This is a genomic window from Streptomyces sp. NPDC051636 (assembly GCF_044453765.1).
In the GTDB taxonomy this organism is placed as follows: domain Bacteria; phylum Actinomycetota; class Actinomycetes; order Streptomycetales; family Streptomycetaceae; genus Streptomyces.
In genome coordinates, this window is the sequence record NZ_JBITDA010000021.1 from 46,430 (window position 1) to 70,012 (window position 23,583).

General features: G+C 67.6%; 34 protein-coding genes and 1 pseudogene. 30 read left to right on the forward strand and 5 right to left on the reverse strand.

Annotation, left to right across the window (positions count from 1 at the left end):
- Positions 1–23: 23 nt before the first annotated feature.
- Genes ACIBBH_RS29925 through ACIBBH_RS29940 form a run of 4 tightly spaced genes read right to left on the reverse strand, consistent with a single transcriptional unit; the run spans position 24 to position 1,115 of the window.
- Entirely contained in the window at positions 24–380 is a 357-nt protein-coding gene (locus tag ACIBBH_RS29925) for a hypothetical protein (RefSeq protein ID WP_399409905.1), read from the reverse strand.
- Positions 377–607 (reverse strand): hypothetical protein, encoded by a 231-nt coding sequence (locus ACIBBH_RS29930; protein ID WP_399409907.1) that lies wholly within the window; start codon positions 605–607, stop codon positions 377–379. Before ACIBBH_RS29930 ends, ACIBBH_RS29925 begins: the two co-directional genes overlap by 4 nt.
- The gene (locus ACIBBH_RS29935) at positions 604–816 is read right to left on the reverse strand and encodes a hypothetical protein (RefSeq protein WP_399409909.1); all 213 of its coding nucleotides are present in this window, start codon (positions 814–816) and stop codon (positions 604–606) included. Before ACIBBH_RS29935 ends, ACIBBH_RS29930 begins: the two co-directional genes overlap by 4 nt.
- Entirely contained in the window at positions 813–1,115 is a 303-nt protein-coding gene (locus tag ACIBBH_RS29940) for a sigma-70 family RNA polymerase sigma factor (protein WP_399409911.1), read from the reverse strand. Before ACIBBH_RS29940 ends, ACIBBH_RS29935 begins: the two co-directional genes overlap by 4 nt.
- Positions 1,116–1,440: 325 nt before the next feature.
- On the opposite strand from ACIBBH_RS29940, the gene ACIBBH_RS29945 reads away from it, so the two are divergent.
- From ACIBBH_RS29945 to ACIBBH_RS29990, 10 genes are all read left to right on the forward strand, one after another.
- Complete coding sequence (locus ACIBBH_RS29945; RefSeq protein ID WP_399409913.1) at positions 1,441–1,752, forward strand: hypothetical protein; 312 nt, start codon at positions 1,441–1,443, stop codon at positions 1,750–1,752.
- Between the two features lie 2 nt (positions 1,753–1,754).
- The gene (locus tag ACIBBH_RS29950; RefSeq protein ID WP_399409915.1) at positions 1,755–2,030 is read left to right on the forward strand and encodes a hypothetical protein; all 276 of its coding nucleotides are present in this window, start codon (positions 1,755–1,757) and stop codon (positions 2,028–2,030) included.
- The gene (locus tag ACIBBH_RS29955; RefSeq protein ID WP_399409917.1) at positions 2,027–2,419 is read left to right on the forward strand and encodes a hypothetical protein; all 393 of its coding nucleotides are present in this window, start codon (positions 2,027–2,029) and stop codon (positions 2,417–2,419) included. Before ACIBBH_RS29950 ends, ACIBBH_RS29955 begins: the two co-directional genes overlap by 4 nt.
- Before the next feature lie 137 nt (positions 2,420–2,556).
- Positions 2,557–2,736, forward strand: coding sequence for a hypothetical protein (locus ACIBBH_RS29960; protein WP_399409919.1), 180 nt, complete (start codon positions 2,557–2,559; stop codon positions 2,734–2,736).
- Positions 2,736–3,005 carry a hypothetical protein gene (locus ACIBBH_RS29965; RefSeq protein WP_399409921.1) on the forward strand — a complete coding sequence of 90 codons (270 nt, stop codon included), beginning with the start codon at positions 2,736–2,738 and terminating at the stop codon, positions 3,003–3,005. Before ACIBBH_RS29960 ends, ACIBBH_RS29965 begins: the two co-directional genes overlap by 1 nt.
- Positions 3,006–3,094: 89 nt before the next feature.
- The gene (locus tag ACIBBH_RS29970) at positions 3,095–3,484 is read left to right on the forward strand and encodes a WYL domain-containing protein (protein WP_399409923.1); all 390 of its coding nucleotides are present in this window, start codon (positions 3,095–3,097) and stop codon (positions 3,482–3,484) included.
- Between the two features lie 33 nt (positions 3,485–3,517).
- On the forward strand, positions 3,518–3,700 hold the full coding sequence (locus ACIBBH_RS29975) for a hypothetical protein (protein WP_399409925.1): 183 nt from the start codon (positions 3,518–3,520) through the stop codon (positions 3,698–3,700).
- 92 nt (positions 3,701–3,792) lie between these two features.
- The gene (locus ACIBBH_RS29980) at positions 3,793–4,110 is read left to right on the forward strand and encodes a hypothetical protein (RefSeq protein WP_399409927.1); all 318 of its coding nucleotides are present in this window, start codon (positions 3,793–3,795) and stop codon (positions 4,108–4,110) included.
- 39 nt (positions 4,111–4,149) lie between these two features.
- A complete protein-coding gene (locus ACIBBH_RS29985; protein ID WP_399409929.1) occupies positions 4,150–4,575 on the forward strand; it encodes a hypothetical protein in 426 nt (141 codons plus the stop codon).
- 26 nt (positions 4,576–4,601) lie between these two features.
- Positions 4,602–4,946 carry a hypothetical protein gene (locus ACIBBH_RS29990; protein WP_399409931.1) on the forward strand — a complete coding sequence of 115 codons (345 nt, stop codon included), beginning with the start codon at positions 4,602–4,604 and terminating at the stop codon, positions 4,944–4,946.
- Between the two features lie 435 nt (positions 4,947–5,381).
- Here ACIBBH_RS29990 and ACIBBH_RS29995 read toward each other — a convergent pair whose 3' ends face one another.
- Positions 5,382–5,588, reverse strand: a complete 207-nt coding sequence (locus ACIBBH_RS29995; protein WP_399409933.1) for a hypothetical protein — start codon at positions 5,586–5,588, stop codon at positions 5,382–5,384.
- Between the two features lie 82 nt (positions 5,589–5,670).
- Here ACIBBH_RS29995 and ACIBBH_RS30000 point away from each other — a divergent pair, with 82 nt between their 5' ends.
- From ACIBBH_RS30000 to ACIBBH_RS30095, 20 genes and pseudogenes are all read left to right on the forward strand, one after another.
- Entirely contained in the window at positions 5,671–6,228 is a 558-nt protein-coding gene (locus ACIBBH_RS30000; protein WP_399409934.1) for a hypothetical protein, read from the forward strand.
- Complete coding sequence (locus tag ACIBBH_RS30005; RefSeq protein WP_399409936.1) at positions 6,221–6,391, forward strand: hypothetical protein; 171 nt, start codon at positions 6,221–6,223, stop codon at positions 6,389–6,391. The genes ACIBBH_RS30000 and ACIBBH_RS30005 overlap by 8 nt, the downstream gene beginning before the upstream one ends.
- Before the next feature lie 3 nt (positions 6,392–6,394).
- Positions 6,395–7,945: a hypothetical protein gene (locus ACIBBH_RS30010; RefSeq protein ID WP_399409938.1), complete on the forward strand. Its 1,551-nt coding sequence runs from the start codon at positions 6,395–6,397 to the stop codon at positions 7,943–7,945.
- A gap of 27 nt (positions 7,946–7,972) precedes the next feature.
- Positions 7,973–8,728, forward strand: coding sequence for an HNH endonuclease signature motif containing protein (locus ACIBBH_RS30015; RefSeq protein WP_399409940.1), 756 nt, complete (start codon positions 7,973–7,975; stop codon positions 8,726–8,728).
- 119 nt (positions 8,729–8,847) lie between these two features.
- Positions 8,848–10,383: a phage portal protein gene (locus ACIBBH_RS30020; protein ID WP_399409942.1), complete on the forward strand. Its 1,536-nt coding sequence runs from the start codon at positions 8,848–8,850 to the stop codon at positions 10,381–10,383.
- On the forward strand, positions 10,383–11,399 hold the full coding sequence (locus ACIBBH_RS30025; RefSeq protein WP_399409944.1) for a hypothetical protein: 1,017 nt from the start codon (positions 10,383–10,385) through the stop codon (positions 11,397–11,399). Before ACIBBH_RS30020 ends, ACIBBH_RS30025 begins: the two co-directional genes overlap by 1 nt.
- 56 nt (positions 11,400–11,455) lie before the next feature.
- Entirely contained in the window at positions 11,456–12,241 is a 786-nt protein-coding gene (locus tag ACIBBH_RS30030; protein WP_399409945.1) for a hypothetical protein, read from the forward strand.
- A 98-nt stretch (positions 12,242–12,339) separates the two neighbouring features.
- A pseudogene (locus ACIBBH_RS30035) lies at positions 12,340–13,290 on the forward strand (phage major capsid protein); the annotation flags it as partial.
- Positions 13,291–13,358: 68 nt separating this feature from the next.
- Positions 13,359–13,823, forward strand: coding sequence for a hypothetical protein (locus ACIBBH_RS30040; protein WP_399409947.1), 465 nt, complete (start codon positions 13,359–13,361; stop codon positions 13,821–13,823).
- A 2-nt stretch (positions 13,824–13,825) separates the two neighbouring features.
- Positions 13,826–14,272 (forward strand): hypothetical protein, encoded by a 447-nt coding sequence (locus ACIBBH_RS30045; RefSeq protein WP_399409949.1) that lies wholly within the window; start codon positions 13,826–13,828, stop codon positions 14,270–14,272.
- Positions 14,272–14,604 (forward strand): hypothetical protein, encoded by a 333-nt coding sequence (locus tag ACIBBH_RS30050; protein ID WP_399409951.1) that lies wholly within the window; start codon positions 14,272–14,274, stop codon positions 14,602–14,604. The genes ACIBBH_RS30045 and ACIBBH_RS30050 overlap by 1 nt, the downstream gene beginning before the upstream one ends.
- Positions 14,605–14,676: 72 nt before the next feature.
- Positions 14,677–15,048 carry a hypothetical protein gene (locus ACIBBH_RS30055; protein WP_399409952.1) on the forward strand — a complete coding sequence of 124 codons (372 nt, stop codon included), beginning with the start codon at positions 14,677–14,679 and terminating at the stop codon, positions 15,046–15,048.
- Complete coding sequence (locus tag ACIBBH_RS30060; RefSeq protein WP_399409954.1) at positions 15,045–15,494, forward strand: hypothetical protein; 450 nt, start codon at positions 15,045–15,047, stop codon at positions 15,492–15,494. Before ACIBBH_RS30055 ends, ACIBBH_RS30060 begins: the two co-directional genes overlap by 4 nt.
- Positions 15,491–15,721, forward strand: a complete 231-nt coding sequence (locus ACIBBH_RS30065; protein WP_399409956.1) for a hypothetical protein — start codon at positions 15,491–15,493, stop codon at positions 15,719–15,721. Before ACIBBH_RS30060 ends, ACIBBH_RS30065 begins: the two co-directional genes overlap by 4 nt.
- Positions 15,721–15,927 (forward strand): hypothetical protein, encoded by a 207-nt coding sequence (locus ACIBBH_RS30070; protein WP_399409958.1) that lies wholly within the window; start codon positions 15,721–15,723, stop codon positions 15,925–15,927. Before ACIBBH_RS30065 ends, ACIBBH_RS30070 begins: the two co-directional genes overlap by 1 nt.
- A gap of 3 nt (positions 15,928–15,930) precedes the next feature.
- A complete protein-coding gene (locus ACIBBH_RS30075; RefSeq protein ID WP_399409960.1) occupies positions 15,931–16,158 on the forward strand; it encodes a hypothetical protein in 228 nt (75 codons plus the stop codon).
- Between the two features lie 40 nt (positions 16,159–16,198).
- Positions 16,199–16,768 carry a hypothetical protein gene (locus ACIBBH_RS30080; RefSeq protein WP_399409962.1) on the forward strand — a complete coding sequence of 190 codons (570 nt, stop codon included), beginning with the start codon at positions 16,199–16,201 and terminating at the stop codon, positions 16,766–16,768.
- A 41-nt stretch (positions 16,769–16,809) separates the two neighbouring features.
- Positions 16,810–17,214, forward strand: coding sequence for a hypothetical protein (locus tag ACIBBH_RS30085; protein ID WP_399409964.1), 405 nt, complete (start codon positions 16,810–16,812; stop codon positions 17,212–17,214).
- Positions 17,215–17,562: 348 nt separating this feature from the next.
- Positions 17,563–22,368 (forward strand): hypothetical protein, encoded by a 4,806-nt coding sequence (locus ACIBBH_RS30090; protein ID WP_399409965.1) that lies wholly within the window; start codon positions 17,563–17,565, stop codon positions 22,366–22,368.
- The gene (locus ACIBBH_RS30095) at positions 22,365–23,582 is read left to right on the forward strand and encodes a hypothetical protein (protein ID WP_399409967.1); all 1,218 of its coding nucleotides are present in this window, start codon (positions 22,365–22,367) and stop codon (positions 23,580–23,582) included. Before ACIBBH_RS30090 ends, ACIBBH_RS30095 begins: the two co-directional genes overlap by 4 nt.
- Position 23,583: the final 1 nt, after the last annotated feature.

Here is a 23,583-nt window from a genome sequence, read left to right on the forward strand (position 1 = left end):
CGGGGCCGTCGTCATGCGGTGGGCTACCAGCTGACCACCGTCGGCGGGATGCCGTCCAGGCCAGCGAACTCGTGGTGCCACCACACGGTGATGTGCTTGAACCCCTCCGCCTTCAGGCGCTCCACCAACTCGGCGGGTCGGGCGTAGTTCCAGGCGAACCAAATCACCGCACTGCCCGCCGCCTTCGGGCCACCCTGAAGACCGCGCATGTCTTCGCGTGCCGCCGAGATGACCGGGACGTCGGTAAGGTCCTGGTCATCGTCTGGGGGAACCAGATAGAGGAAGGGGCGGATGATCGCGGCCACCTTGGGAGCGATGGTCTCGGCGGTTGCGTCTTCGGTGTCGCCGACGATGACGAAGCAGTCAGTCACGTTGCTCATGTGGTGGTCTCCTCCTCCGGGCGCCCGATGCCGAGTTCCTGTTCCAGTCGGGCGATCCGCGCGTAGTTGGGGCGCGGTCGGGGGTGTCGCCAGTCGTGGGCGATCCGGTTCCAGATCGGCAGCGGCCAGCTCAGCCAGAGGGGCCCGCCCGGCTCGATGCCGAAGTGGCCACAGGCGAAGCCGTACAGCGCGGTCAGGCTGACGATGATGGGCAGCACGGCGTTCACGTGGGCTCCTCGTCCGGGCGCACCGGGCCCACGCTCGGGTCCTGCTCAACCTCGCCTGCAGCCTTGAGCAACTCCGCCGCCAACTCGCGGGCACCCTCGGCGCTGAGGCCTCGCACGTAAGCGCCGTGGCGGATCTCCTCGGGTAGCAGGCTCGCGGATAGGCGGACCTCTCCGGAGGGGTAGGCGGCGACAGTGAGCTGCTTGCTCATGCGGTCTTCTCCTCGCTGCTCGCCGGGCGGGCCGGCAGGTCGGCCCGCTTGCCGGTGGTGCGCCCCTCCGCGATCTGTTGAGCGCGGGCGCGGCTGATGCCGAGCTCTGCGGCCACCTGCGCGTGACTCAGGCCGTCCTCGCGCATCTCCTGGACGGCGCCGTGCCGGATCTCGCGCAGCCACTTCTGCAGGTCCGGGATTGCCTGAAGGGCGGTGCTGACGTCCTTTGCGCGTTGGGTGGCGTTGCCTTGTTCGGCGAGGTGTTTGAGGTTCTCGAAGGGGGCCGGCGGTGTGGTCATGGATTCAGTGTAGGGGGAGGCTTGACATGACGTAAGGGGTACCCTTACAGTGGATGTGTCGGGGGAACCCGGCAACAACTCCACAGAGGGCGAATCAGAACTTGGGTAGCGGCGTCGAAAGGCGCACCGGGAATTGACCCGTAAACGCATACACAGTGGCTAAGCCCAAGGCGAGCGTGGTGATAGTGGATCCTCACTGCTGCAGGACTGTGGCAGCATCCTGGCCGGATCAGCGCCAGTGAGGACGTACACCGCTCCTACCACGTGATGAAGGTTGATCCGCCCTCTGTGGTCCAGCACCGACCAAGGGGGCCCAATGGACCGGATGAGCGAGGACGAGGAGAACCGCCTCGCTACTGAACTGTTCGGCTCGGACGTTCAGGGCGTGTACGACCGCTTCGCCGACGCGCTGGACAAGCAGGGCATCCCCCACCGGTACTACGGCTTCAACAACGGCGGCCCGGCAACCGAGAAGCAGAAGAACTACCTCCGCTCACTCCTGCGCAAGCACGCCGGAACCGAGACCGCCGAGGCCATCCGGAACTACCTCAACTGCCGCCGACTCATCCACGAGCCGATCGGCTTCGGCACCGTCTCCGACTCAATCCAGGCGCTCAAGAACATCGAGGAGAGCTGACCATGGCCAACACGAAGATCAAGCTGGCCGACGGTCGCATCGTCAGCCTCACGCCGGCCCAGATCCGCGCCGTGAAGGCGATCAACCGGGCGGGCGTCCTCTACTCCTACAACGGCGTCTCCCGCGCCACGATCCGCGTCCTGGAACGCCTGGGCCTGGTCGACGTCGAGTGGGAGACCGAGTGGGTCGAGACCTCCCACGGCTACCGCGGCGTCTGGCGTCAGCGCCCCCAGCTCACCTTCCTCGCCCGCATCAACAAGGAGGCGTTCGGTCGATGAACACCGCCACTCAGACCCGCAAGACCTGCTTCACCTGCCGCCAGATGGCCACGAACGTGATGACCCGCGAGGGCTCGAACGATGTGTACGCCTGCGACAACTGCACCCGCATCTGGCGCGAGGACGCCGAGGCCAAGGGCTGGACCGTCCAGCCCGTCTCCGGCAAGGCTGCCGTCACCCGCCGCACCCTGCGCCGCAACGAGTGGACCAACGGCTACGTCACCAGCGACGGCCGTTACGAGGTCGAGCCCGTCTACGGGTCCAGCATCCGAGGCGGCGACGTCAGCCGGCCCACCGAGTGGTGCCTCAAGGACCGCCAGGGCGAGTACGAGCCCCGCTATCGCCCCCTCCTCTCCGACATCCGCGACATCCTCAAGGAGCGTCCGTGAACACCCAAGTACAGCGATCTTCGATGAAACCATGCGGTTGCCGGAATCCTGGCGGTGCCGGCTCCGACTGCTCTGGAAGCCTGCGTGACGCTTGCGTCTGCCTGTGCCACTACGCCCTCCGCAAGGCGCCCGAAGGCATGGGCATCCGCGAACTCGCCGAGACCTTCCGCATCGTCATGCGACACCTCAGCGAGACGAGCCAGTACGACCACGAGCTGCTGGCCATCCGGGCGAAGCGCGCCGGAGCGCTGTGGCAGGAGATGCTCCGCCGCGGCTTCGAGTTCAAGGACGACGGCTCGAACCGAGAGGACAACTGATGCCCCGCAAGCCCAGCCCGCACGGTCTCTACTGTGAGGGGGCGCGGAGCAGGCACAAGGCGCCCTGCAATGACCCCGCCATCTGGGTCGTGTACTGGGGCGACCCCGAAGCCGACGAGGTCAAGACCAACTACGCGTGCGCCTATCACCTGCACCAGCTCCTGACGGAGCTGAAGCAGAAGGCCGAGTTCTCGCGGGAGATGTTCCGCGTCCTCCCGCTCGACAAGCTCGCCGAGTGGATGAAGCAGCAAGAGAAGTCGGCCACCTGACCGTTCCTGAACTCCGTAAGGGGTCCCTTGACGCACATAAGGGGACCCCTTACGCTAGTCCGTACAAGCACCACACCAAGGGGGACCCGATGAGGCACACCAAGAACGAGACCACCACCCAGACCCTCACCCGCCTCATCACCGCCCTCGACAAGCAGCAGCCCATCACCATCACCTACACCAAGGCCGACGGCACCGAGACCATCCGCACCATCGAGCTGTACGACATCGTCGTCAGCGCCGCCGGCGACATCCTCCTGAAGAGCATGGACCGCGACAGCCAGGAGTCCCGCTCCTTCCGACTGGACCGCCTCGTCTCCTACACGATCCACCGCACCGCCTACACGGTCGTCCGGCCGGCCGCCGACGAGCCCAAGACGCACCCCGCCTACGGCCTCGCCACCGTCACCGTCCTCTACCCCGTCGACTGCCCCGCCACCGCCCGCGTCGAGCTGCTCGCCGACGCTTTGGCCGCCTGACCATCCCGCCCGCTACGCACCCCAGGAGAAGTCATGATCAACGCGCGCGTCTACGGATACCTCACCGACGACAGCACCCAGAAGATCGGCGGCACGATCACCGCCATCGGCGGCCGCTACGACGACATCAAGGCCATCCAGTGGGACGACGGCCAGACGACCCACGTCGCGGAGCACGAGCGCGGCATCACCTGGGACTACGACGACGAGGACTGACCCCAGCTACTGGCGGGCCTGCTTCGCGCGCCCGCCCACACCGCTTGCCCCCCGCCATACGCTCAACCCACCGCAACCGCCCGGGAGCCGCAATGCCCGCCACCGCCTCCATACGCGAGATCCGGCACCAGATCCGCATCGACCTAACCGACGCTCCTCCGCTGACAGACCTAACCGGTCGCAGCCGCAAGCCCGTCGGCCTACGCCTCGACTACGGCCTGCGCCGTGACATCACCCGCGTCGACATCGTCATCGAGTGGCAGGACGAGGCCAGCCTCTGGCCCCCGGTCAGCGAGATGCCTGACTGGCTGCGGCAGATCATCGACGAGCACCGGCCCGCTGATGTCCACGATCCGGACGACTGGCGGCCGGTCGGCATGGGTGGCTGGCCTGTGTATCCGGCCGCGTGACTGTCCTGCTCAACCCACCGCGACGAAAGGACCCCGCCTGTGATCAGCAAGTCGGGCCGCTACTGGTCCACCGGAATCACCGTCACCTGGGCGCCGCTCGCCGAACGCATCAACGACGAGCCCTACGGCGGCTGGCACGCCAAAGTCGAATACAGCGACGACGGGTTCGCCGACAACGACCCCGACGTCGCGCAGGTCTCCACAGAGGGAACCCTGTGCACCCGCTACCCGGTCCGTAACGCGAAAACCCGTAGCGGCCTTGCCGTCGCCCTGGACGTGCTCCTTGCCGACGCCAAGCGGCTCGGCATCGAGTTCATCGCGGTCGGCCCCGACTCGGAGCCCTGGCTGTACTACCGGGGTGACGGTGAGGACGCGGAGCACCCGCCGCCGGACGGCTGGCGCGAGACCCTGGCCGCCGAAGCCCAGCGCATCGGCTTCCGTTCCTACGCGACGCCCTCAGACTGACCGCCCGACACGACAGGACGAACCCCATGCATATCTGGTACGACCGCCAGGGCCAGCCCCTCGACGTCGCCACCGCTGACCGGCTCCTCGGCGACATGAAGTACGCCAGAGTTGCCCGAACCCGCATCACCTCAACGACCGTTCCCGAAATCGAGTGGGACGTGTCCACGGTCTGGCTCGGCACCAACCACAACTTCACCAACGACGGGCCGCCGATCATCTTCGAGACCATGGTGTTCGGCAGTGGTGACGGCGACCAGTACATGCAGCGGTACGCCACCGAGGACCAGGCCCGCGCCGGGCACGCCGAGACCGTCACGCTCGTTGCCGCAACGGTGCCCGACGAGGAGATCACCGAACTCTCTGCCTGACCCCTGCATGGCCGAAGCCCCCGCCTGCCACAGACTTCACCCGACACACCGAAGGCCCCGACCGCCACCCGGCCGGGGCCTTCCGCCATACCGCCATCAATCCAAGTACGAGCCGTCAACCCTGGTCTGGTGCCGGCTACGAAGATGCCTGCACTGCGGGCAATGCGACATCCCGCCCCGCTTCACCACCCAACTGATCCCACACGTCATCAGGTGCATGAATCCAACTGCCCAGTTCTGCCCCAGCCTTGTGAACCCGGGCATCGTGCATGTTCGACAATCCCGACAGCCACCAGCCATCACAAACCCCCCAGCTCAGGCGCGCACCCCCCGGTGCGCAGTGCCGGGATGCTACCGCCGCCAGGAACGCGACCGCCGGGAAACGGTGAAGCCCCGGGGCGCCGCCACCCCGGGGCTCCTGCCACCCGCCACCTCTCAGTGACGCTTACGCCCCCGCGCCTCCCGCGTGCGGGCCGCCTTACGGGCCATGAGGCTGCGCTGCGCGTGCGTCCGGCCAGCGTTGGATATCTCCGCCGCCTTTGACTTCGACATGCCCTTGCGGCGCAGCGCCTTGTACACCCTTTGCCTGGTTTTGTAGACGAAGCCCCAGCGACCGCCCCGGTCGGACACCATCACCATCATCCCCCTCAAGGGAACGAATCAAAGCCTCAAAGCTGCCTTAGCCTACGATTCAAAGGTATCAGGCTGGCAGGAGGCATCCACCATGGCCGACCCAACCGACGACGACCACAAGCTCCGCGACGGCAGAGGCCGCTTCTCCCGCACCCTCCAAGGCGCCCAACGAGACGCCTATGCCGCACAGCTCCGCGCCCAACGCTGGACCTACCAACAGATCGCCGACGAACTCGGCATCGACAAATCCAACGCCATCATGGCCGTCCGCCGCGCCATCCGCGACGCCTGCGCCGGCCCCGGAAAAGAACTCGTCGACCTCGAAGTCACCCGACTCGAAGCCATGTACGACGAAGTCCTCGACATCCTCAACGCCGACCACGTCTTGGTCTCCCACGGCAAGGTCATCTACGACCAGGCCGGCAACCCGCTCCCGGACTACGACATCAAACTCCGCGCCATCGACCGCGCACTCCGCGCCCGCGAAAGCTTCCGGAAGCTCCTCGGCCTGGACGCCGCGGTGAAGGTCGACGCGACCGTCCACGAAGTCACCCAGCAGGATCTGGAGCTCCAGGAGATGCTGCGCGAGGCCAAGGCCCGTACCGATCTGGAAGAGCGGCAGATCCTCGACGGCGGTACGGATGGCTGACCTCCACGTCACCCCCATCGGGGACCTCATCGAGCACGACACCAGCATCGATGGCCAGTGCGCCTGCGGACCAACCGACAAGCTCGTCAAGCGCGACGACGGCTCGATCGGATGGCTCACCGTGCACCACAGCCTCGACGACCGCGAAGCCAGCGAGGGCTGAGCCGTGACGACCGCAACCCGCACACCCGGCTATCTCGAAGGCCTCGACGCCGAGGCCTTCAACCTGCACGCCTACCTCGCCCAGTTCGACCCGCGGCTCCTCGCCGACCCGGAAGGCCGGCGGATCCTCACCCGCCTGGACCCGCTCCTGTTCGCCCTGGTCTACCTGCGCCACCACCTCAAGGACGCCGACGGCCGGATCTCGTTCGGGGACGCACACCTCGACTGGTGCCGCGCCGGCCGCCGCTGGGTACGGCCCCCGTCCGGGCCGGCCGAGGAACGAGACGCCTATATCGCGCCCCGCAACACGGGCAAGAGCACGTGGTGGTTCCTGCTGCTGCCGATGTGGGCGGCCGCGCACGGGCACGTCAAGTTCGTCGCCGCGTTCGCCATGGCCGCCGGCCTCGCGCAGGGGCATCTCTCCACGTTCAAGAAGGAGATCGACACCAACGAGCTGCTCCGCCGCGACTTCCCCACGCTGTGCGCCGCGGCGAAGCGTCCGTCCGGCACGAACGTCGCGGACACGCAGGCCATGTACATGGCCGAGTCCGGGTTCGTGTTCGCCGCCCGCGGCATCGACTCCTCGAACCTCGGCATGAAGGTCGGCGAGCAGCGGCCCGACCTCATCCTGTGCGACGACATAGAACCGGACGAGTCGTCGTACTCGGCGGAACTGGCCCGGAAGCGGCGCACGACCCTGGTCGACGCGATCTTTCCGCTCAACGTGTACGCGCGAGTGGTGATCTGCGGGACCGTCACCATGCCGGGCAGCATCATCCACCAGCTCGTCCGGGCCGCGAAGGGCGTCCACGCGGAGGCGTGGATCCGCGAGGAGGGCATCCGCCCGCACCACAGCCTGCCGATCGTTCAGCGCCGGGATGGCACGGAGCGGTCGATGTGGCCAGGAAAGTGGCCGTACTCGTATCTGACCGAGATCCGGCACACCCGCAGCTACGCGAAGAACATGGCCAACGATCCGCTCGCCGCGGACGGTGCGCTGTGGACGCCGGAGGACTTCCGCTACCCGGACGAGGGCGGCGTCGACCCGGTGACGCACATGATGTTGTCCATCGATCCTGCGGTCACGGCGAAGAAGAGTAGCGACTTCACAGCGTTGGCTGTCGTGTCGTGGTCGGCGCAGCGGCAGCGGTGCACGGTACATGCGGCGTGGGCGGTGAAGCTGACGCCCGGGCCGCTGCTGCGGGATCGGGTACTGGCGATCCTGGATGAGTTCCCGCAGGTCGGACTGATCCTGTTGGAGGTGAACCAGGGGCACGACACGTGGCGTTCGGTGCTGCATGACATGCCGGTGAAGGTGAAGCCGGTGTCGCAGTCCGAGTCGAAGTTCGCCCGCGCGGAGGGCGTGCTGAACCACTACCAGCGGGGCCGGGTGCTGCATGCGCGGAAGCTGCCGGAGTTGGAGCAGCAGATGTGCACGTTCCCGAAGGGGCCGTTTGACGACATGGTTGATGCCGTTGGGTCAGCGGTAAGGAGATTCATCCCGCCAGCGAAGAAGATTGCGCCGCCATCAGCTTCCAGAGCAGCCTACGTATAGCAGTACCCACTGCGTACAATTGGGTCCATGGAGAACCCCAATACCTGCACGCCGTGGGCTGGTCGGATCAACGAACACGGATACGGGACGATCGGCGCGAGCCTCGCCCACCGAAGAGTCTGGGAGCAGAGCCACGGGCCCATCCCGCCAGGGATGACCCTCGACCATCGATGCCACGATCCCCGCGTCTGCTCGCTCGGCCGAGAGTGCCCGCACCGACGCTGCGTGAACCTAGACCATCTCGAACTGTGCACCCCTGACGAGAACAAGGCGCGAGGTGGGATCGGTTGGTACCAGAAGGCCAAGGAGACATGCCCCGAGGGACACCCATACGAAGGCGAGAACCTCCTGATATCGCGAGGGGCGCGCTACTGCCGAACCTGCCGTCGCAGCAAGCTCCGGGCGCGTAGGGAGCAGGCGAAGCGTCAGAAGTGCGAGGCGGCTGGGCATGAGTTCACGCCCGAAGTGGACGCGCAGGGAAGGGCCTACTGTGTGGTCTGCCGCGCTGCCACCGCTCGCGAGGTGGGAGTCCGGAATCGGCGCACGCACTGCCCGAAGGGCCACGAGTACACGCCGGAGAACAGCTACACGTTCGGCGAGTACGTGAAGTGTCGGCAGTGCAATCACGACGCGATGGCGGCCCGGGCCGCACGGAAGCGCGAGCGGCACGCGGAGGAGAAGGGGCACGCCTATGAGCTGGCGGAGGACGTGAACGGTAAGCCGTACTGCAAGGTGTGCCGCCTATCGAATCCGGGCCCTGGCCGCGGTCGACGGATGGGATGACCCCCACGCACCGACGCCTCTTGCCTTCGAAACGAAGGTAAGAGGCGCTTTCGTTGCATACGTGTTGACATCTAGGAGGTACTCTGCCTTTGAAGCTGAGGTCAAAGTTGGAGGGCGCATTGGAAGACGAGGCGATCGACCCACGCGCCGACCTCATGCTCGGCATCGAGCAACTCACCGAAGCCCGCCCCGCCTACGACCAAGCCGCCCTCTACTACGACGGCAAGGTCCCCGAGGTCTTCACCAACGCCCGCCTCCGCCGCGCTCTCAAAGCCCACGACATCGACTTCGATTTGAATTTCGCGAAGACCCCCGTCAACGCGATCACCAACAAGCTGAAGGTCGCATCCGTCACCAGCCCCGACCCGGCCACCAACGCGCTCATCTCGAAAATCTGGCAGGACAACCAGCTCAACATCGAGCTCCCAGACCTTTTCCGCCGGGCTGGCGAGTTCGGCGACGCCTACCTCATGGTCCTCCCCGTCGAGGACGAGCAGGGCAACGTGCTGCGGGTCGAGATGTTCTACAACAGTCCGCAGACCGTCCGCGTCATCTACGACGAGGAGAACCCCCGCCGCAAGCGGATGACGGTCAAACGCTGGTGCGACGGCCCCTACCACCGGGCCGAAGTACTCACCGACGGGTTGACCGAGCGGTGGACCACAGAGAAAGGCTCGCGCGGCGACAAGCCCAACGACTGGCATCCGTGGCCTGCTGACCCCGAAGACCCGGAGTCGTGGCGCATCGACAACGACTGGGGTGAGCAACCGTGCTTCCACTTCAGGAACGACCGCCCCTACGGAACGCCGGAGCACTACGGGGCATACGGCCCGCAGAACGCGATCACCAAGCTGCAGGCCACCCACATGGGTACGGTCGACTACCAGGGCGCACCGCAGCGGTACGCACTCACCGAGACGGCGACCACCGACACCAGCGATCTGGAGCCCGGCGACTGGGACGACGGCGACTGGCCCCTCCCAGAGAAGGGCCTCGGCCCGTCCGATGCGGGTGAGGACAGCAGCCTGAAGGCCGGGCCGGGCGAGATGTGGCTCCTGCGGGGCTACAAGGCGGTCGGCCAGTTCGACGCGGCGAACCCGTCCGTGTTCTTGGATCCGATCATGTTCAACGTGCGGGCGATGGCTCAGATCACCGAGACCCCGCTGCGCATGTTCGACCCGCAGTCCAACCAACGCTCTGGGGAGTCCTACCGCGAGGAGGACGGACCGTTCATCTCCAAGGTCGAGAACCGGCAGACGTCCTACGGTGCCACCCTGCACGAGGCGTTCGTGTTCGCGTTGCGCCGTCTCGGCGTCGAGGACCCGGTCGTCACCGTCGACTGGGTGCCGGCCCGGTCCGTGTCCACGGCCGAGGGCTGGCAGACCGTTAAGGCGAAGATCGAGGCCGGGGTACCGCGCAGGCAGGCCCTTATGGAGGCCGGATACCGGGCCGAGCAGGTCGACGCCTGGCTGTCGGGCACCGACGATGCCGAGCTACAGCGCCGCGTCGACGTCCTCGCGTCGCTGGCCGACTCCGCGCAGAAGCTCGGGTCCGCGGCTGCACTCGGCGTCATCAACAGTGAGCAGGTGACCGCGCTCATGTCCGGCGCGATCGACGACCTGGAAGCGCTCGCACAGGCGCAGGAGGAGGGCTGATGCCGTACTCCAGCGACCGCCTCATGAGCCTGGTGCAGGACGACCACACAGGCGACGTCGTCGACCTGGAGAACCAGCTCGCCGGCCGCGTCCTGCGTGGCAGCGACCGGGCATTCGAGGAACTCATCCGCCGCACCCTCGCCGCCTGGACCCGCGCCTACGGAGGCCCGAACCAACCTGCGCTGCCCGGCGACATACTGCGCCGCATCATCAACGCGGCCCGCGTCGCGGCCCGCAGTCTGCTGGACGACCTGGCCGCCCGCGCGCCCGGAGTCCTGGAAGACGGGCTCGGCCCGGCACTGGCCATGGGAGTGCGGCAGGGCAGCGAGTTCATGCACACCGCATCCGGCCGCCGGCGCCGCACGCCGGCCGTGCCGAGTGTGAGCCGGGTCCTGCGGGATGAGGCGCGCCGCATCCGGGACATGGTGGTCGAGCGCCGCGACCGTGCCCTGTTCTTGCTGCACCCGGACCGGGTGACGCGCTGGTCGCACATGCTGGCCGGGCTCGGCGCCGCCCGCGCCGCTGTCCCCGCGGTCCGCGCCCACATCGCCTGGGTCATCAACACTGCGATCCACGAGGGTCTCGACGCCGTCGTCCGCGCGACCGCTCCCCTCAGACTGTGGGTGTCGGAGGCGGACGCGTGCGTGCGCTGCCTCGCCTACACCGGCCGTACCGCCCGCCCGGGTGAGCCGTTCCCGGGTGGTCTGTCGTGGGACCCTCACCAGCGTGCCGCTCGCCAGCCGGGCGTGGACGGGCCGCCGCTTCACTCCCATTGCAGGTGCCGTGCTGTTCCGTGGAATGACGCGTGGACTACGAGCGGAGTGCGCCTCCCGCTGGCGTTGCAGCGGGAGGCGCACCGGTCCCTCGCCTACGGCACCGCCCGCCCGTCGGAGTCGCGTGCGGCCCGACTCCGGGCGGCACGCGAGTTGCTCCGCACCACTGACGACCTACTGCCCGCAGTCGAGGCCCGAGCCCGCACCGCGCTACGCACCGGCCGGTTCACGCAGGCCGCATAGATCCGGCGCCCGCCGATGGGCCGCCGCCAACCCGCCCCCGTGATGGGAGAACACAGATGGGCATCCACACCACCCCCCGCCACACCCGCGGCATCAGCCTGCCGCCCGGCACGATCCTCGGCTACCGCGCCGACGGCCGGCCGATCCACGTCATCGCTGGCGGCGCCGAACCCGACGATGACGGCCCGGACATCGAGGTTCCCGACGAGGAGCCGGAGGGGGAGCCGGAGCCAGCCGACGACGGCGAGCCCGAGTCGGACAGCACGCCGAAGCCGAAGCCGCCGAAGAAGGACGACGACAAGGCGGACGACTTCAAGCCGCCGTCCAAGGACGAGTGGGCGCGCACCCAGGCCGCGTTGAGGAAGGCCAACGAGGACGCGAAGCGGCACCGGCTCCGCAACAAGGAGCTGGAGGAGAAAGCCCGCGGCGACGAGACCGAGCACGAGAAGCAGCTGCGGGAGGCCCGCGAGGAGGGCGAGAAGCGGTACCGCACGCCGCTGGTCCGCACCGCCGTGCGGGGCGCGCTGGTCGAGGCCGGAGCGCTCGCCTTCCTCCAGGACGAGAAGGACCCGAAGGCCGAAGACACGGTGAAGAAGGGGGAGTCTCGTCTGTCACGGCTGATGAAGCTGGTCGACCTGGACGCCTTGGACGTGGACGAGGACGGCTCGGTGTCGGGCCTGGAGTCGGCGGTGGCGGATGTCATCCGGGACTTCCCGGATCTGTTCGCTACGGCGCCGCGGAAGCCGAAGCCGCGGCCGACGGGTGCGCCTCGTCCGGCGGCGGTGGAGAAGCCGAAGTCGACGGCTGAGTTGCATGCGGCTCGCCTACTGGGCAAGGCTTGACAATCGAAGGTACATTAGGCGCAACAGCTTCGATTCGGTGATCGAACGCAGCTGAAGACCTTTCTTGCGAAGGCGCCCGTGATGGGGCCCGCAGCCCGACAGCTTCCCCATCACGCGCCCGCAGGAGGGCCACAGTGGCACGCAATACGCTTGAGGCGTGGATTCCGGAAGAGTACGAGTCTTCCCGGGTCATCACGAGCATCAACCAGATTTCTGCGGTCGAGGCGCTCGCTTCCCGCATCCCCATGGGCTCCGACACCAAGCACGTCCCCCGCACTGCCGGGATGGGCGTGGACGTGGTCGCCAAGGGGGGCGCCTACGGTGAGGACACCAGCCTCAACGACGAAGTCCTGCTCAGCGCCGTCAAGTTCGGCAAAGCGGCCAGGATTGCGGAAGAGGACATCGACGACAGCGTCGCCAATGTCATCGAAGCGAAGATGCTGGGCTGGTCGAAGTCGTACGCCAAGATGATCGACAACGCCACGCTGGCCGTCAGCGCCGCGTCCAACGGCACCACGGTCCCGTTCACCAGCCTCTACCAGCTGCTGAACACAACGGACGCCACCCTCAGCTACACCGGCGGCACGAACATCGTCACCGCCGCGTCCGCCAACGCGCCCAGCTACGCGGAGTTCTCCTCCGCGATCGGCGCCGTCGAGACGGGTGACTACTTCGACCCGGGCAACATGATCGCCATCGCCCACCCCGCTTTCCGCAAGAGCCTCCGCGGTGTCCTTGACGGACAGAACCGGCCCATCTTCATGGAAGGCCTGTCCGGCACCCCCGACACCATCTTCAGCGTCCCCGTCCGCTGGAGCCTCGGCGCCAAGCTCTCCGCCACCGCGACGCCGACGCCGACCGGGCGCCCGATCATGGCGTTCGTCAACCCGGAATTGATGCTGCTGGGTGTCAGGAGCGGTCCCGAGAGTGTGTTCATCGACGGACGCGACGGCCTCTCCGCTCTGACGGACGAGTCGATCCTCAAGATGCGCGCCCGCCGCGGCTGGGCCTACGGCCACCCCAACGGCGCCAGCATCCTCGTCGGCTGACCCACCCCCAGAACGCCGTACCGCCCGCTGGCTCTCGGGCGGTACGGCCGCAGGAAGGGAGGTGAGCCATGGCAGCGAGGAAGACCACCAGCAGCAAGCCCGCCGACAAGGCCAGCACCGAGGCGCAGGCCCCGAAGGGCGAGGACCGCGAACAGGTTCGTCAGCGGCAGTTCCCCGCCAAGGTGGGCGCCCCGGACGTCGAGGTGGACGAGCGGTCCCCGGACGGAGCGTCCGGTACGCGGCACGTGAAGGAGTTCGTCGTCCACAGCGCGGGCTGGTCGGGCGAGGAGTACCAGCACGAGGCGAACAAGGCCGCGGTCGCCAACGAAGCGATTCAGAGGGGCCTCCACCCCCGCGGCGAAGCCTTGTTCGACGGCGCCGAGGACCACGACGATGGCGTGTCCGTGGTGCTCACCTACTCGGTCGAGACCGTCCCGTCCAGCGTGGACCACTCCCCAGAGGACACCACCACCCCGCGCGACGTCATCGAAGACGACGGCGGCGACACCAGCAGCAGCAAGGCCGAGGGCTAGCCATGGTCAACGCCTGGGCCACAGCGCAGGACGTCATCGACTGCACAGGCGTGTCGGTAACGGACCAGCAGCTTGCCCAGGCACAGGCCGCAATCGAGGTCTTCACGAACCGGATCTACGCCGACACCGCGCGGGTCCGGACGCGGGATCTCTACTGGCTGGGCCGGGCCGTCGCCTACCAAGCCGCGTGGCTGGCAGGCCAGTTCGGGCTGGAGACGCGGATGGATGCCACGCAGATCCAGCAAGACCAGGTCTCCACCACGCTGCAGGGCGACGGCCTGGTCCTCGCACCCATGGCAGCCCGCGCACTGCGGAAGGTGTCGTGGATGCGGTCCCGGACCGTGCACGTCCGGTCCGCGGTCGAAGGGTCGGGCCCGCGCCTCGGCGACCCGCTCACCGATGCCGCGGACGACTCCCTCGTCTGGGCGCCCTACCACGGGGGGCCCTGATGCCGATCGCTCTCGCCACCACCACGATCGCCATCCTGCGCGGCACCACAGAGGACGCGTGGGGCGACGAAGCCGACACCGACACCCCCGTGTACACGGGGATCCCGGCCGCCCTGACCGAGCAGTCCCGCCGGGTGACCACCCGCGACGACCCAACCCCCCGCATCGTCCGCTACGCCGTCGCCCGCGTCGCCGCCGGCACGGACGTCACCGACCAGGACCGGGTGCGTGACGAGCGCACCGGTGCCATCTACGCCATCGACGCCGTCTCCCAGATGGCGAACCCCGCAGTGACACCGGACATCCGGTTGGACCTGCGGCGCACCACCTGACAACCACAGAGGCCACCAGCCCGGGGAGACCGGGCGGCCAAGTACGAGACCACCTTCGGAGAGGAGGCGGCCATGGCGCGATCCCGCATGCGGATCGACCCGTCCTCACGCGCGCACGTCGACGCAGCGATCGGGGACTGGCTGGAGCACGTCATCGGCCGCGACATCCTCACCGACGCCCGCAACCTGGTACCGAAGCGGTCCGGCCGTCTCGCCGAGTCGTTGCGCGCCGAGGTGCAGGGCAAGGTCCTCCGCGTCGGCTCGCTCGACTGCAACTACGCCGTCGACGTGGAGATGGGCACGGGCCCGCACGTCATCCTCCCCAGGAACAAGAAGGCCCTGTCGTGGCCGGACGCTGATCACCCGGTCGCCCGCGTCAACCACCCCGGCACCAAGCCCTCCCCGTACCTGAGGCCTGCCCTGTTCCAGCGGAGGACCGCATGAGCCTCCGCCTGCGCCCCACCCCAGAGCTGGTCGCCACGGCCTGGCTGAAGACCGTGGTCGGCGACCGCGTGGCGACCACTCTCCCCAAGGACAACACCAGCTGGGCGGCGTCCGGGTTCTGCACACTCGTCGTCGCCGGCGGCACCCCGAACATGTACGTCCCCCTGCGCGAACCCGCGATCGGCGTGGACTGCTGGGCTGTCAACCCCCAATCGCAGAAGCCGCCGTGGAACAAGGCCGCCGTGCTTGCCGAGGCGATCGCCGCCGCGTGCCAAGACCACGCTGCCATCCCGCAGAACCTCGCTCTACTCGCTGGCTACCCGGCCGTCCAGATCAAGTCGGCCTATCTGACGGGGGAGCCGCGGCGCGTGCCAGACGACCCGTCGTCCTACGCCCGCTACTCGATCCCGGGCCTGGTCATCACATGGACGGAGGTGCCGTCATGAGCCGGATGTGGGCGATTCAAGAGGACACCCCGCACGGGCAGCTCCTGTCCTGGAACGGCCGGACGATCGTCCACGGCGACCGCGCGGAGCTGGAGTTCCTGCTGGCCGGCCCTATCCGGATCGTGCCGTGCCCGCCGAGCATCCCGCCCGAGCAGACCATCGCACTGCCGCACCTGCCGCAGTTCGCCCACCACCGCTTTCCGCTTCGCCGAGAGGACTACCGCTGATGCCGACCATCCGCACCACCATGCGCCCCGACCAGGCCATCGACGTCGACGACGCCGAATACCTGGACCTGCAGCGGCAGGGCCTCCTCGTCGAGGAACCCACCGCCGAAAGCGAGAGTCAGGAACCGCGCACCGACGCCGGTACGCCCCCCACGAACAAGAAGCCCGTGGCCGTATCGGGCACGCTGCGCAGCAAGGAGAGCTGAGGCATGAGCATCACCGCAAAGGTCGTCTGTGGCTCGAAGACCGAGACCGGCGAAGGGAGCAGCCGTCAGGCACTGGTCTCCTTCGTTCCGGACTACGCCGACGGCCGCAACAAGGAGTGGTCCCTCGCCACCCCGCATCTGTCGTTGAGCATGACGCTCAACGGCCCGGCCTCGGATCTGTTCGAGCCGCAGCAGGCCTACACGCTCACGTTCGAGCCGTCGGCCTCCTGACCATCTACTCCCGGCCGGTCCCGGCCGCCGTCTGAAGGATGTGAGTCCGATCAGTGTAACTACCACGAATCTTATTCAGGGCCCGGCAACGCTGTACTCCGGCGCGTTCGGTGCGACCGAGCCCGCCGACACCGCCGTCAACGCCATCCCCCCGGCGAGCAGCTGGACGGACATGGGCGGCACGCAGGACGGCGTCAAGCTGTCCGTCGACCAGACGTACAGCGAGTTGGAGGTCGACCAGATCACCCTCCGCGTCGGCTCCCGCCTGACCAAGGCCGATTTCACCATCGAGACCTCCCTGGCGGAGGCAACGCTGGAGAACCTGTCGACCACCCTCAACGGCGGCACCAGCGCGTCCGGGGCGGGCTTCAAGTCCTACGACCCCAACGTCAGCTCCAGCGCGACGCAGCCCACCTACTTCGCCGTGATCATGGACGGGTACGCGCCCAACCAGTTCCGGCGCCGGATCATCGGCCGCCGCATGCTCAACACCGACAGCGTCGAGCTCGCCTACACCAAGGACAAGCAGACCCTCATCCCGCTGAAGCTCGCCGGCCACTACGTCTCGGCGTCCATCGCCCCGTTCCACCTCGTCGACCAGACCAGCTGAGCCGACACCCCCACCCCTGTCCGTAGCGAGGAGCACCACCCATGGCATCCACCACCACTCCCCGTACCCGCCAGACCACAGCCGCCCGGAAGCGAGCCGCCCCCAAGCCCACCCCGGCCGTCGACGAGAAGGAGTTCGAGCTCGTCGAACTCACGAGCACGGTGGAGGGAGAGGAGCGTGTCGGCCTCTTCTCCATCGACGGCACGGTCTACACGATCCCCAAGGTGGTGCCGCAGGGCATCGCCCTGGAGTTCCTGCGGATCGGCCGCGAGCACGGCGAGAACGTTGCCGCCGTTCGGCTGTTGGAGCGGCTCCTCGGCCCGGAGGCGTACACCGCGCTGGAGCAGTGCCCGACGCTGGACGACCAGAAGATGCAGCAGATCATGGACATGGCACAGAAGATCGCGTTCGGCCGGGCCGAGGTCAAAGGGGGAAAAGCACGCTGACCTGGTCGGTCGGGCTGGCCGAGCGGATCGAGCAGATCTGCTGGGTCCTCGACCACCAAGACGACGTCGACGCCGACTTCCTCGCCATCTACGGGATCGACCTCCTTGAGCAAGAGGTCCCCGGCCCCCGCTACTTCGCGTTGGCGCACCGGCTGACGGCCTACCACGGCGTGATGGCCGCCCGCGTTGAGGAGGAACGCGACGAGCAACCGACGACCAGCAGTACCCCAACCCGCACGAGCAGCACCGCCGCCCCAGCAGGGCGCGGCAGCAACGAGACGGCCGAGGTCTCGCTGACCCAGTTCCGGGCCAAGTTCCCGGGGCTCGTGAGCGTGGGAGGAAGCGCAGGTGGCGGGTAGCTTTCGCATCGCGGAGGGTTATGTCGAGGTCACGGCCGACGAGTCCGCTTACGACCGTGCGATGGACCGGCTGAAGTCGAAGCGGAACACGGTCAAGATCGGCGTTGACATTGACGACCGGGCGGCCGTCGCGAAATTGGACAGGCTCGCCCGTGAGCGGATCGCGAACGTCAAGCTCAAGGTGGACGATGCCGCCCTGTCCCGGCTGAGGCTGAAGGACATCGAGGTCACCGTCAGCCCCAAGATGAGCGACGCGGCGTACAACCGGGTCAAGGCGCAACTCGACCGGCTCACCAAAGACCGCACCGTCAGCATCCTCGCCAGAGCAGACACCCGCGTCGCCGCCGACGAGATCCGCAACCTCACCCAGCGACGGCAAGTCCGCATCGGTATCGACGTCAACACCCGCGCCGCAGCCGACGCAATCGCCAACCTCACCCGCCGCCGCATGATGACGGTGCAGGCCCGGGCCGACACCACGGACGCGGCAACATCGCTGAGGTTCCTGACGCGTGACCGCACCGTGAACGTCCGCACCCGCATGTTCGGTCTCGGAAGCCTGTCGGGGCTGGGTGACAGCGCCAGCGGGTCGGCTGGCGGGGTGGGCATCCTTTCCTCGCGGGTGGCGAAGCTCGCGGCAGTGATTATCGGGGCGCTGCCCACTGTGGCGTCTCTCGCTCAGTCGATCGCAGCGATGGGCCCGGCAGCCGCGCTTGCTGCGCCGGCAGTGCTTTCTCTGGGTGCAGCGTTCGCTGCGATCAAGATCGGTACATCGGGGATCGGCGCCGCGTTCAAACAGGCCTTCCAGCCTGCCGTAACCTCCGGTGCGGCGGCCGAGTCGGCGACGAAGCGAGTGGAGGCTGCTCAACGATCGCTGGCCAGGGCGCAGCAGGGCGTGAAGGACGCCGAGGTCAACGCCGCTGAGGCCCGCGTGGAGGCTGCCCGGCGGATCGAAGACGCGCAACGCGCTTTGGCGGACGCCGAGCAGACCGTGGCAGAAGCCCGCGCCCGGGCGGCCCGGGATATACAGGACGCCCAGCAGGAACTGCGGACCACGATCGAGGACGTGGCGGACGCCAGTCGGCGCGCCGCTGAATCCGTTGCCTCCGCCGAGCGGGATCTAGCCGACGCGCAGCGCGCCGCACGGCAGGCCCAACTGGACCTCACCCAGGCCCGCAAGGACGCGGCGCAGGAGTTGGAGGACCTCAACAATCGGCTTGAGGACGCCCAGCTTGACCAGCGACAGAAGGTGCTGGATCTACAAGACGCCGAGCAGAACCTCGCTGCGGTCAAGGCGAAGGGCGCCGCGGCGACCCAGGAGGAGATCGACAAGGCGCAGCTCGCGTATGACCGGGCCGTTCAGGCGCTGCAGGAGCAGCAGACGGAGACGGCCCGCTTGCAGGAGCAGACCGAGGCCGCCAACGCCGCTGGGGTGGAGGGCTCGGAGAAGGTCACGAAGGCCAAGGGCGACATCAAGGATGCGAACCAGGAAGTCAAGGACAAGACCCGTGAGCTGAAGGACGCGGAGGTCGAAGCAGCTCGCGCTCAGGAGGACGGGGCGCAGCGGATCGCGAAGGCGCAGCGGGACGTCGCGGACGCTCAGGCTGCGGCGGCGAAGGCTGCCTCGGACGGTGCCCGGCAGATCGCTGACGCTCAGCGGGGAGTGGCTGACGCGCAAGCCGCCGCGACCAAGGCTGCCGTCGACGGCGCGAGGCAGATCAAGGACGCTCAGGAGTCAGCTGCTGACGCAGCCCGCGCACTGGCTGACTCACAGACGTCGGGCGCCACGGCGACGACCAAGGTCGCCGACGCGATGGCGAAGTTGTCGCCGCAGGCCCGGGCTTTCGTGGGGGCAGTGCTGGCGCAGGCGGGTGCGTGGCGGGCCCTGAAGTTGGACGTGCAGGACCGCCTCTTCCAGGGGCTGGGGCAGTCCTTCACGACCATGAGCCGCGCGATCCTGCCCGACCTCAAGACCGGGCTCACTGACACCGCGGGCGTCCTCAACACCATGGCGAAGAACGTCGCCAGCACGCTCACCGAGATGGGCAAGACCGGGCTCATCAAGAAGCTGTTCGCTGGCCTCAACGAGGGGCTCAAGCCTCTGTCGAAGGTGCCGGGCCAGTTCATAAAGGGCCTTACTCAGATCAGCATCGCCGCCGCCCCAGCGTTCAAGCGAGTCACCACGGCGACCGGCGGGGTCTTCGACCGGATCTCCAAGCAGATCGACACCGCCGCGAAGAACGGCCACCTAGAGAAGATCATTGATCAGGCACTCGACGTTGCCACGCAGTTCGGCCACTTGATCGGTGACATCTTCGGCACCCTCGGCAACGTCATGAAGGCGGCGGGCGATGCAGGCGGCGACGCGCTCGGCGGTCTTGGCGCGGCCTTCAAAGAACTCCGCAGGATCACGGCGATGCCGGAGGTGCAAAAGGCCCTCACTGAAATATTCAAGGCGATCAACGCGATTGCCAAGCTCTTCGCGACCACCCTCGGTGCGGCGATCGAGGCTGTGCTGCCGGTGCTTGCCGCGCTCGCCCCGGTGGTCAAGGACCTCGCGGAGAAGTTCGGGCCGGTTCTGGCGCAGTTGGCGGAGACACTCGGTAAGGCCTTGATGCCGATCGTGGACGCGCTACTGCCGGTGGTGTCGGACATTGGGTCGGTCATCGTTGGCCTAGCGCAGGCGGTCATGCCGCTGCTGCAGCCGATCGGGCATCTGATCGCCGCGATCATCACAGCGGTCGCGCCGGTCCTCTCAGCGGTTATGGACGCACTGGTACCGCTAGTGGCCACGCTCGCTCAGGGCCTGGCCCCGGTGGTGCAGGCGTTGGTGCCAGCCGTGCAGTTGGTGGGTCAGCTCCTCGCCGCGCTTGCCCCGCTGTTCCCGACGTTGATTCAGGCACTGGTGCCGTTGATTCCGCCGGTTGCTCAGCTGGTGGTGTCGCTGCTGAATCTGGCGATGCAGGTGATCACGCCGTTGATGCCGTTGATTGTCGGCCTGGCGCAGCTTCTGACGGGCGTTCTGGCGGGTGCGATCGGCATCCTCGTGCCGGTCATCACCACGGTCATCGGCTGGCTCACTGCGTTGGCGGACGGCGCGAAGAAGGTTGTCGGCTGGATCGTCGACGGCTTTCAGTGGCTGTATGACGTCCTCGTCGGGCATTCGATCATCCCGGATTTGGTGAAGGCGATCATCGGCTGGTTCACCATCCTGTGGACGAAGACGAAGGAGCTGTTCGGCGCCCTGAAGAGGTGGGTGGTCGACACGTGGAACAGCCTGTGGGGCAGCGTCCGCTCGAAGTGGGATTCCTTCTGGGGCGGCCTGAAGAGCTCGGTGTCCGGCTCGTGGAAGTGGTTCAAGGACAGCGTGTCGAACCTGAAGTCGTCGATCACCGGCACGTGGAACAGCCTGTGGAACGGCGCACGCGACAAGATGTCGAGCATCTTCGGGACGATCCGGGGGAAGATCAGCGACTTCAAGTCGGCGATGAAGACCGCGTTCTCCACGCTCCGGGACAGCCTGGGAACGATCTGGGACGGCATCAAATCGAAGATCGCCTCACCCGTTCGATTCGTCGTGAACACCGTTTACAACAACGGCATCCGCAAAATGTGGAACAGCATCGCCGGAAAGATCAGCTCCAAGATCACGCTTCCGCAGATCAAGCTGGGCTTCAACCGAGGCGGCGTCGTCCCCGGCTCAGGCAACACCGACACCGTGCCCGCCATGCTCACCCCCGGCGAACGTATCCTCTCCAAGCAGCAAGTGGCCCAGCTCGGCGGGCACCGAGGCATTGACGCCATGCTCGGCCAGGACAAGCCCACCCGCACCGGCGGCAACCCCACACGGCAGCAGGAACGCAAGCGCGAGCAGGCCGGCGGGCAGCACTTCGGGCTGGGCGGCATCGTTGACAGCGTCTCCTCCGGCATCGGAGGCGCCATCAGCGGGGCCTACGACTGGGTCAAGGACGTCGTCGTCGGCGGCCTGAAGGCAGCCGCGCAGAAGGCACTCAACGCCCTCGTGCGGCCGCTCATCAACCAGATCCCTGGCAGCGGCATCGGGAACCTGATGCGCGGCCTGGCGAACAAGGCCGTCGACGGGATGCTCGGCTGGTTCGGCAACGAAGATAAGAAAGCCGTCGGTGGCCCGGCCGTACAGCGCGCCCTCGCTTGGGCCAAGTCCCAAGGCGGGAAGCCGTACCAGTGGGCCGGTAACGGCAACCCCAGCTGGGACTGCAGCGGGTTCATGTCCGCGATCGAGTCCGTCATCCGGGGCGAGCATCCGCACCGCCGATGGGCAACCGGCAGCTTCGTCGGTAACTCCGGCCCAGCCGGCTGGGTCCGAAATTTGAACAGCCCGTTCATGATCGGTATCACCAATGCGGGCGTCGGCCACACCGCCGGCACGCTGGCCGGGGTCAACGTGGAATCGAGCGGCGGGGCCGGCGTCCACTACGGCAAGACGGCTCGCGGCTACAACGACCCTCTCTTCACCTCGCGGTGGGGTTTCGCTCCGGCTGCGAAGTATGACTCGGGTGGGCTGCTGCAGCCTGGCGCGACGATGGCGGTGAATGCCACCCGGCGGCCGGAGCGGGTGCTGGACGCCCAGCAGACCGCGATGTTCGAGCGGCTCGTCAACGGCAGCGGTGGAGCGAGCAGCGTGACCATCGAGAACATCACGGTCAGCGGGACGTTCGACTTTTCCAGCCGGTCCGCCCGCAAGCAGGCAGCGCAGGAACTGGTCGTGGAGATCAAGGAAGCCTTGCGGAACTACGACAGGGGGCGGGCCCGGTGAGCGCGTACAACTGGGGCGACCTGACCATCGGCAGGATCCCCTTGCGGGAGGGATTCGTCGCGACCGAGTCCGGCGGAGACGACCGCAGCCTCGACCTCGAAGGGCAGGAGTCGTACCCGCCACTCACCCGCGCGCAGGTCATCGCCCGCCACGACGGCATCAACTCGCTGACGCCAGGCCAGTGCATCCCGGTCACCTGGACCGACAAGCCCGAGCGGAACGGCTACTACGCGGTCAAGAGCGCGGCCAGTACGTACACCGAGTACCGCACCGAGATGGTCACCGCCGACTGGAAAGTCAGCCTGGACCGGATCGGATCCGACGCCGAAACCGACCTCCAGTCCCGCCTCACCGGCGCAGTCCGATTGAACGACTTCAGCCTCACCGGGGAACGCTGGCACGCCCCGCCCATCGGCCACTACGGCTACTACACCGGCGCCACCAACCCCACCACCATGACCCGCACCAGCGCTGATGGCACCATCACCGTCTACCGCGGCGTGCCCGCCAACGTGAGCCCGCGCTGGGGCTGCCCGCCAACCTCATACCTGAACGGCCGCGTCCGCGTCACCACCACCAGCGGGCAAGAGGTGTACGGCGTCGACGTACCCCTCGCCACCACCGGCTGGTCCCTCACCAACGGCCTCGTCAACGTCACCTGGTCCGCATCCGGCGGCGGCAGCCTCGATGTGCAGTCCTACACCGGCGGCGTCTACCGGTCGAAACCGTGGGCCGTCTTTTCCGCCTCCGGCACACAGGTCATCGCCTGGGACGGCGCCACCCTCCTGCGCAACGACTGCGAGATGTGCATCCTCCGCCTGACCAAGGGCCTTTCCCCTGGACGCCTCACCCTCGATCTGACTCTGCGCCGCGGAAGCCGGTTCGTCGAGGGCTACATGCAGCGCAACACCAGCGCGGACGAACTGAAAGTCCGGCTCGTCACCGCCGAAACCAACGTGACCGCACTCGCCTCAGGCGGCTACGTCACCGCCACCAGCAACGACAGCGACGGCAACCGATTCGCCGCCGGGTCCGCTCGCACGTTCACGGGCCACGCCAACGGCGGCGTCGTCCGCACGAACGTCACCACCCTGGACTTCTGGCTCGGCGCCGTCGCGGGTGGCGGCTCCGCAGTGTCCGGGGACGCGGCCACCGACCTGCGGAACCAGTACATCGCCTGTATGCCCGAAGCTGTCTACGGAGTCCGGAGGTAGC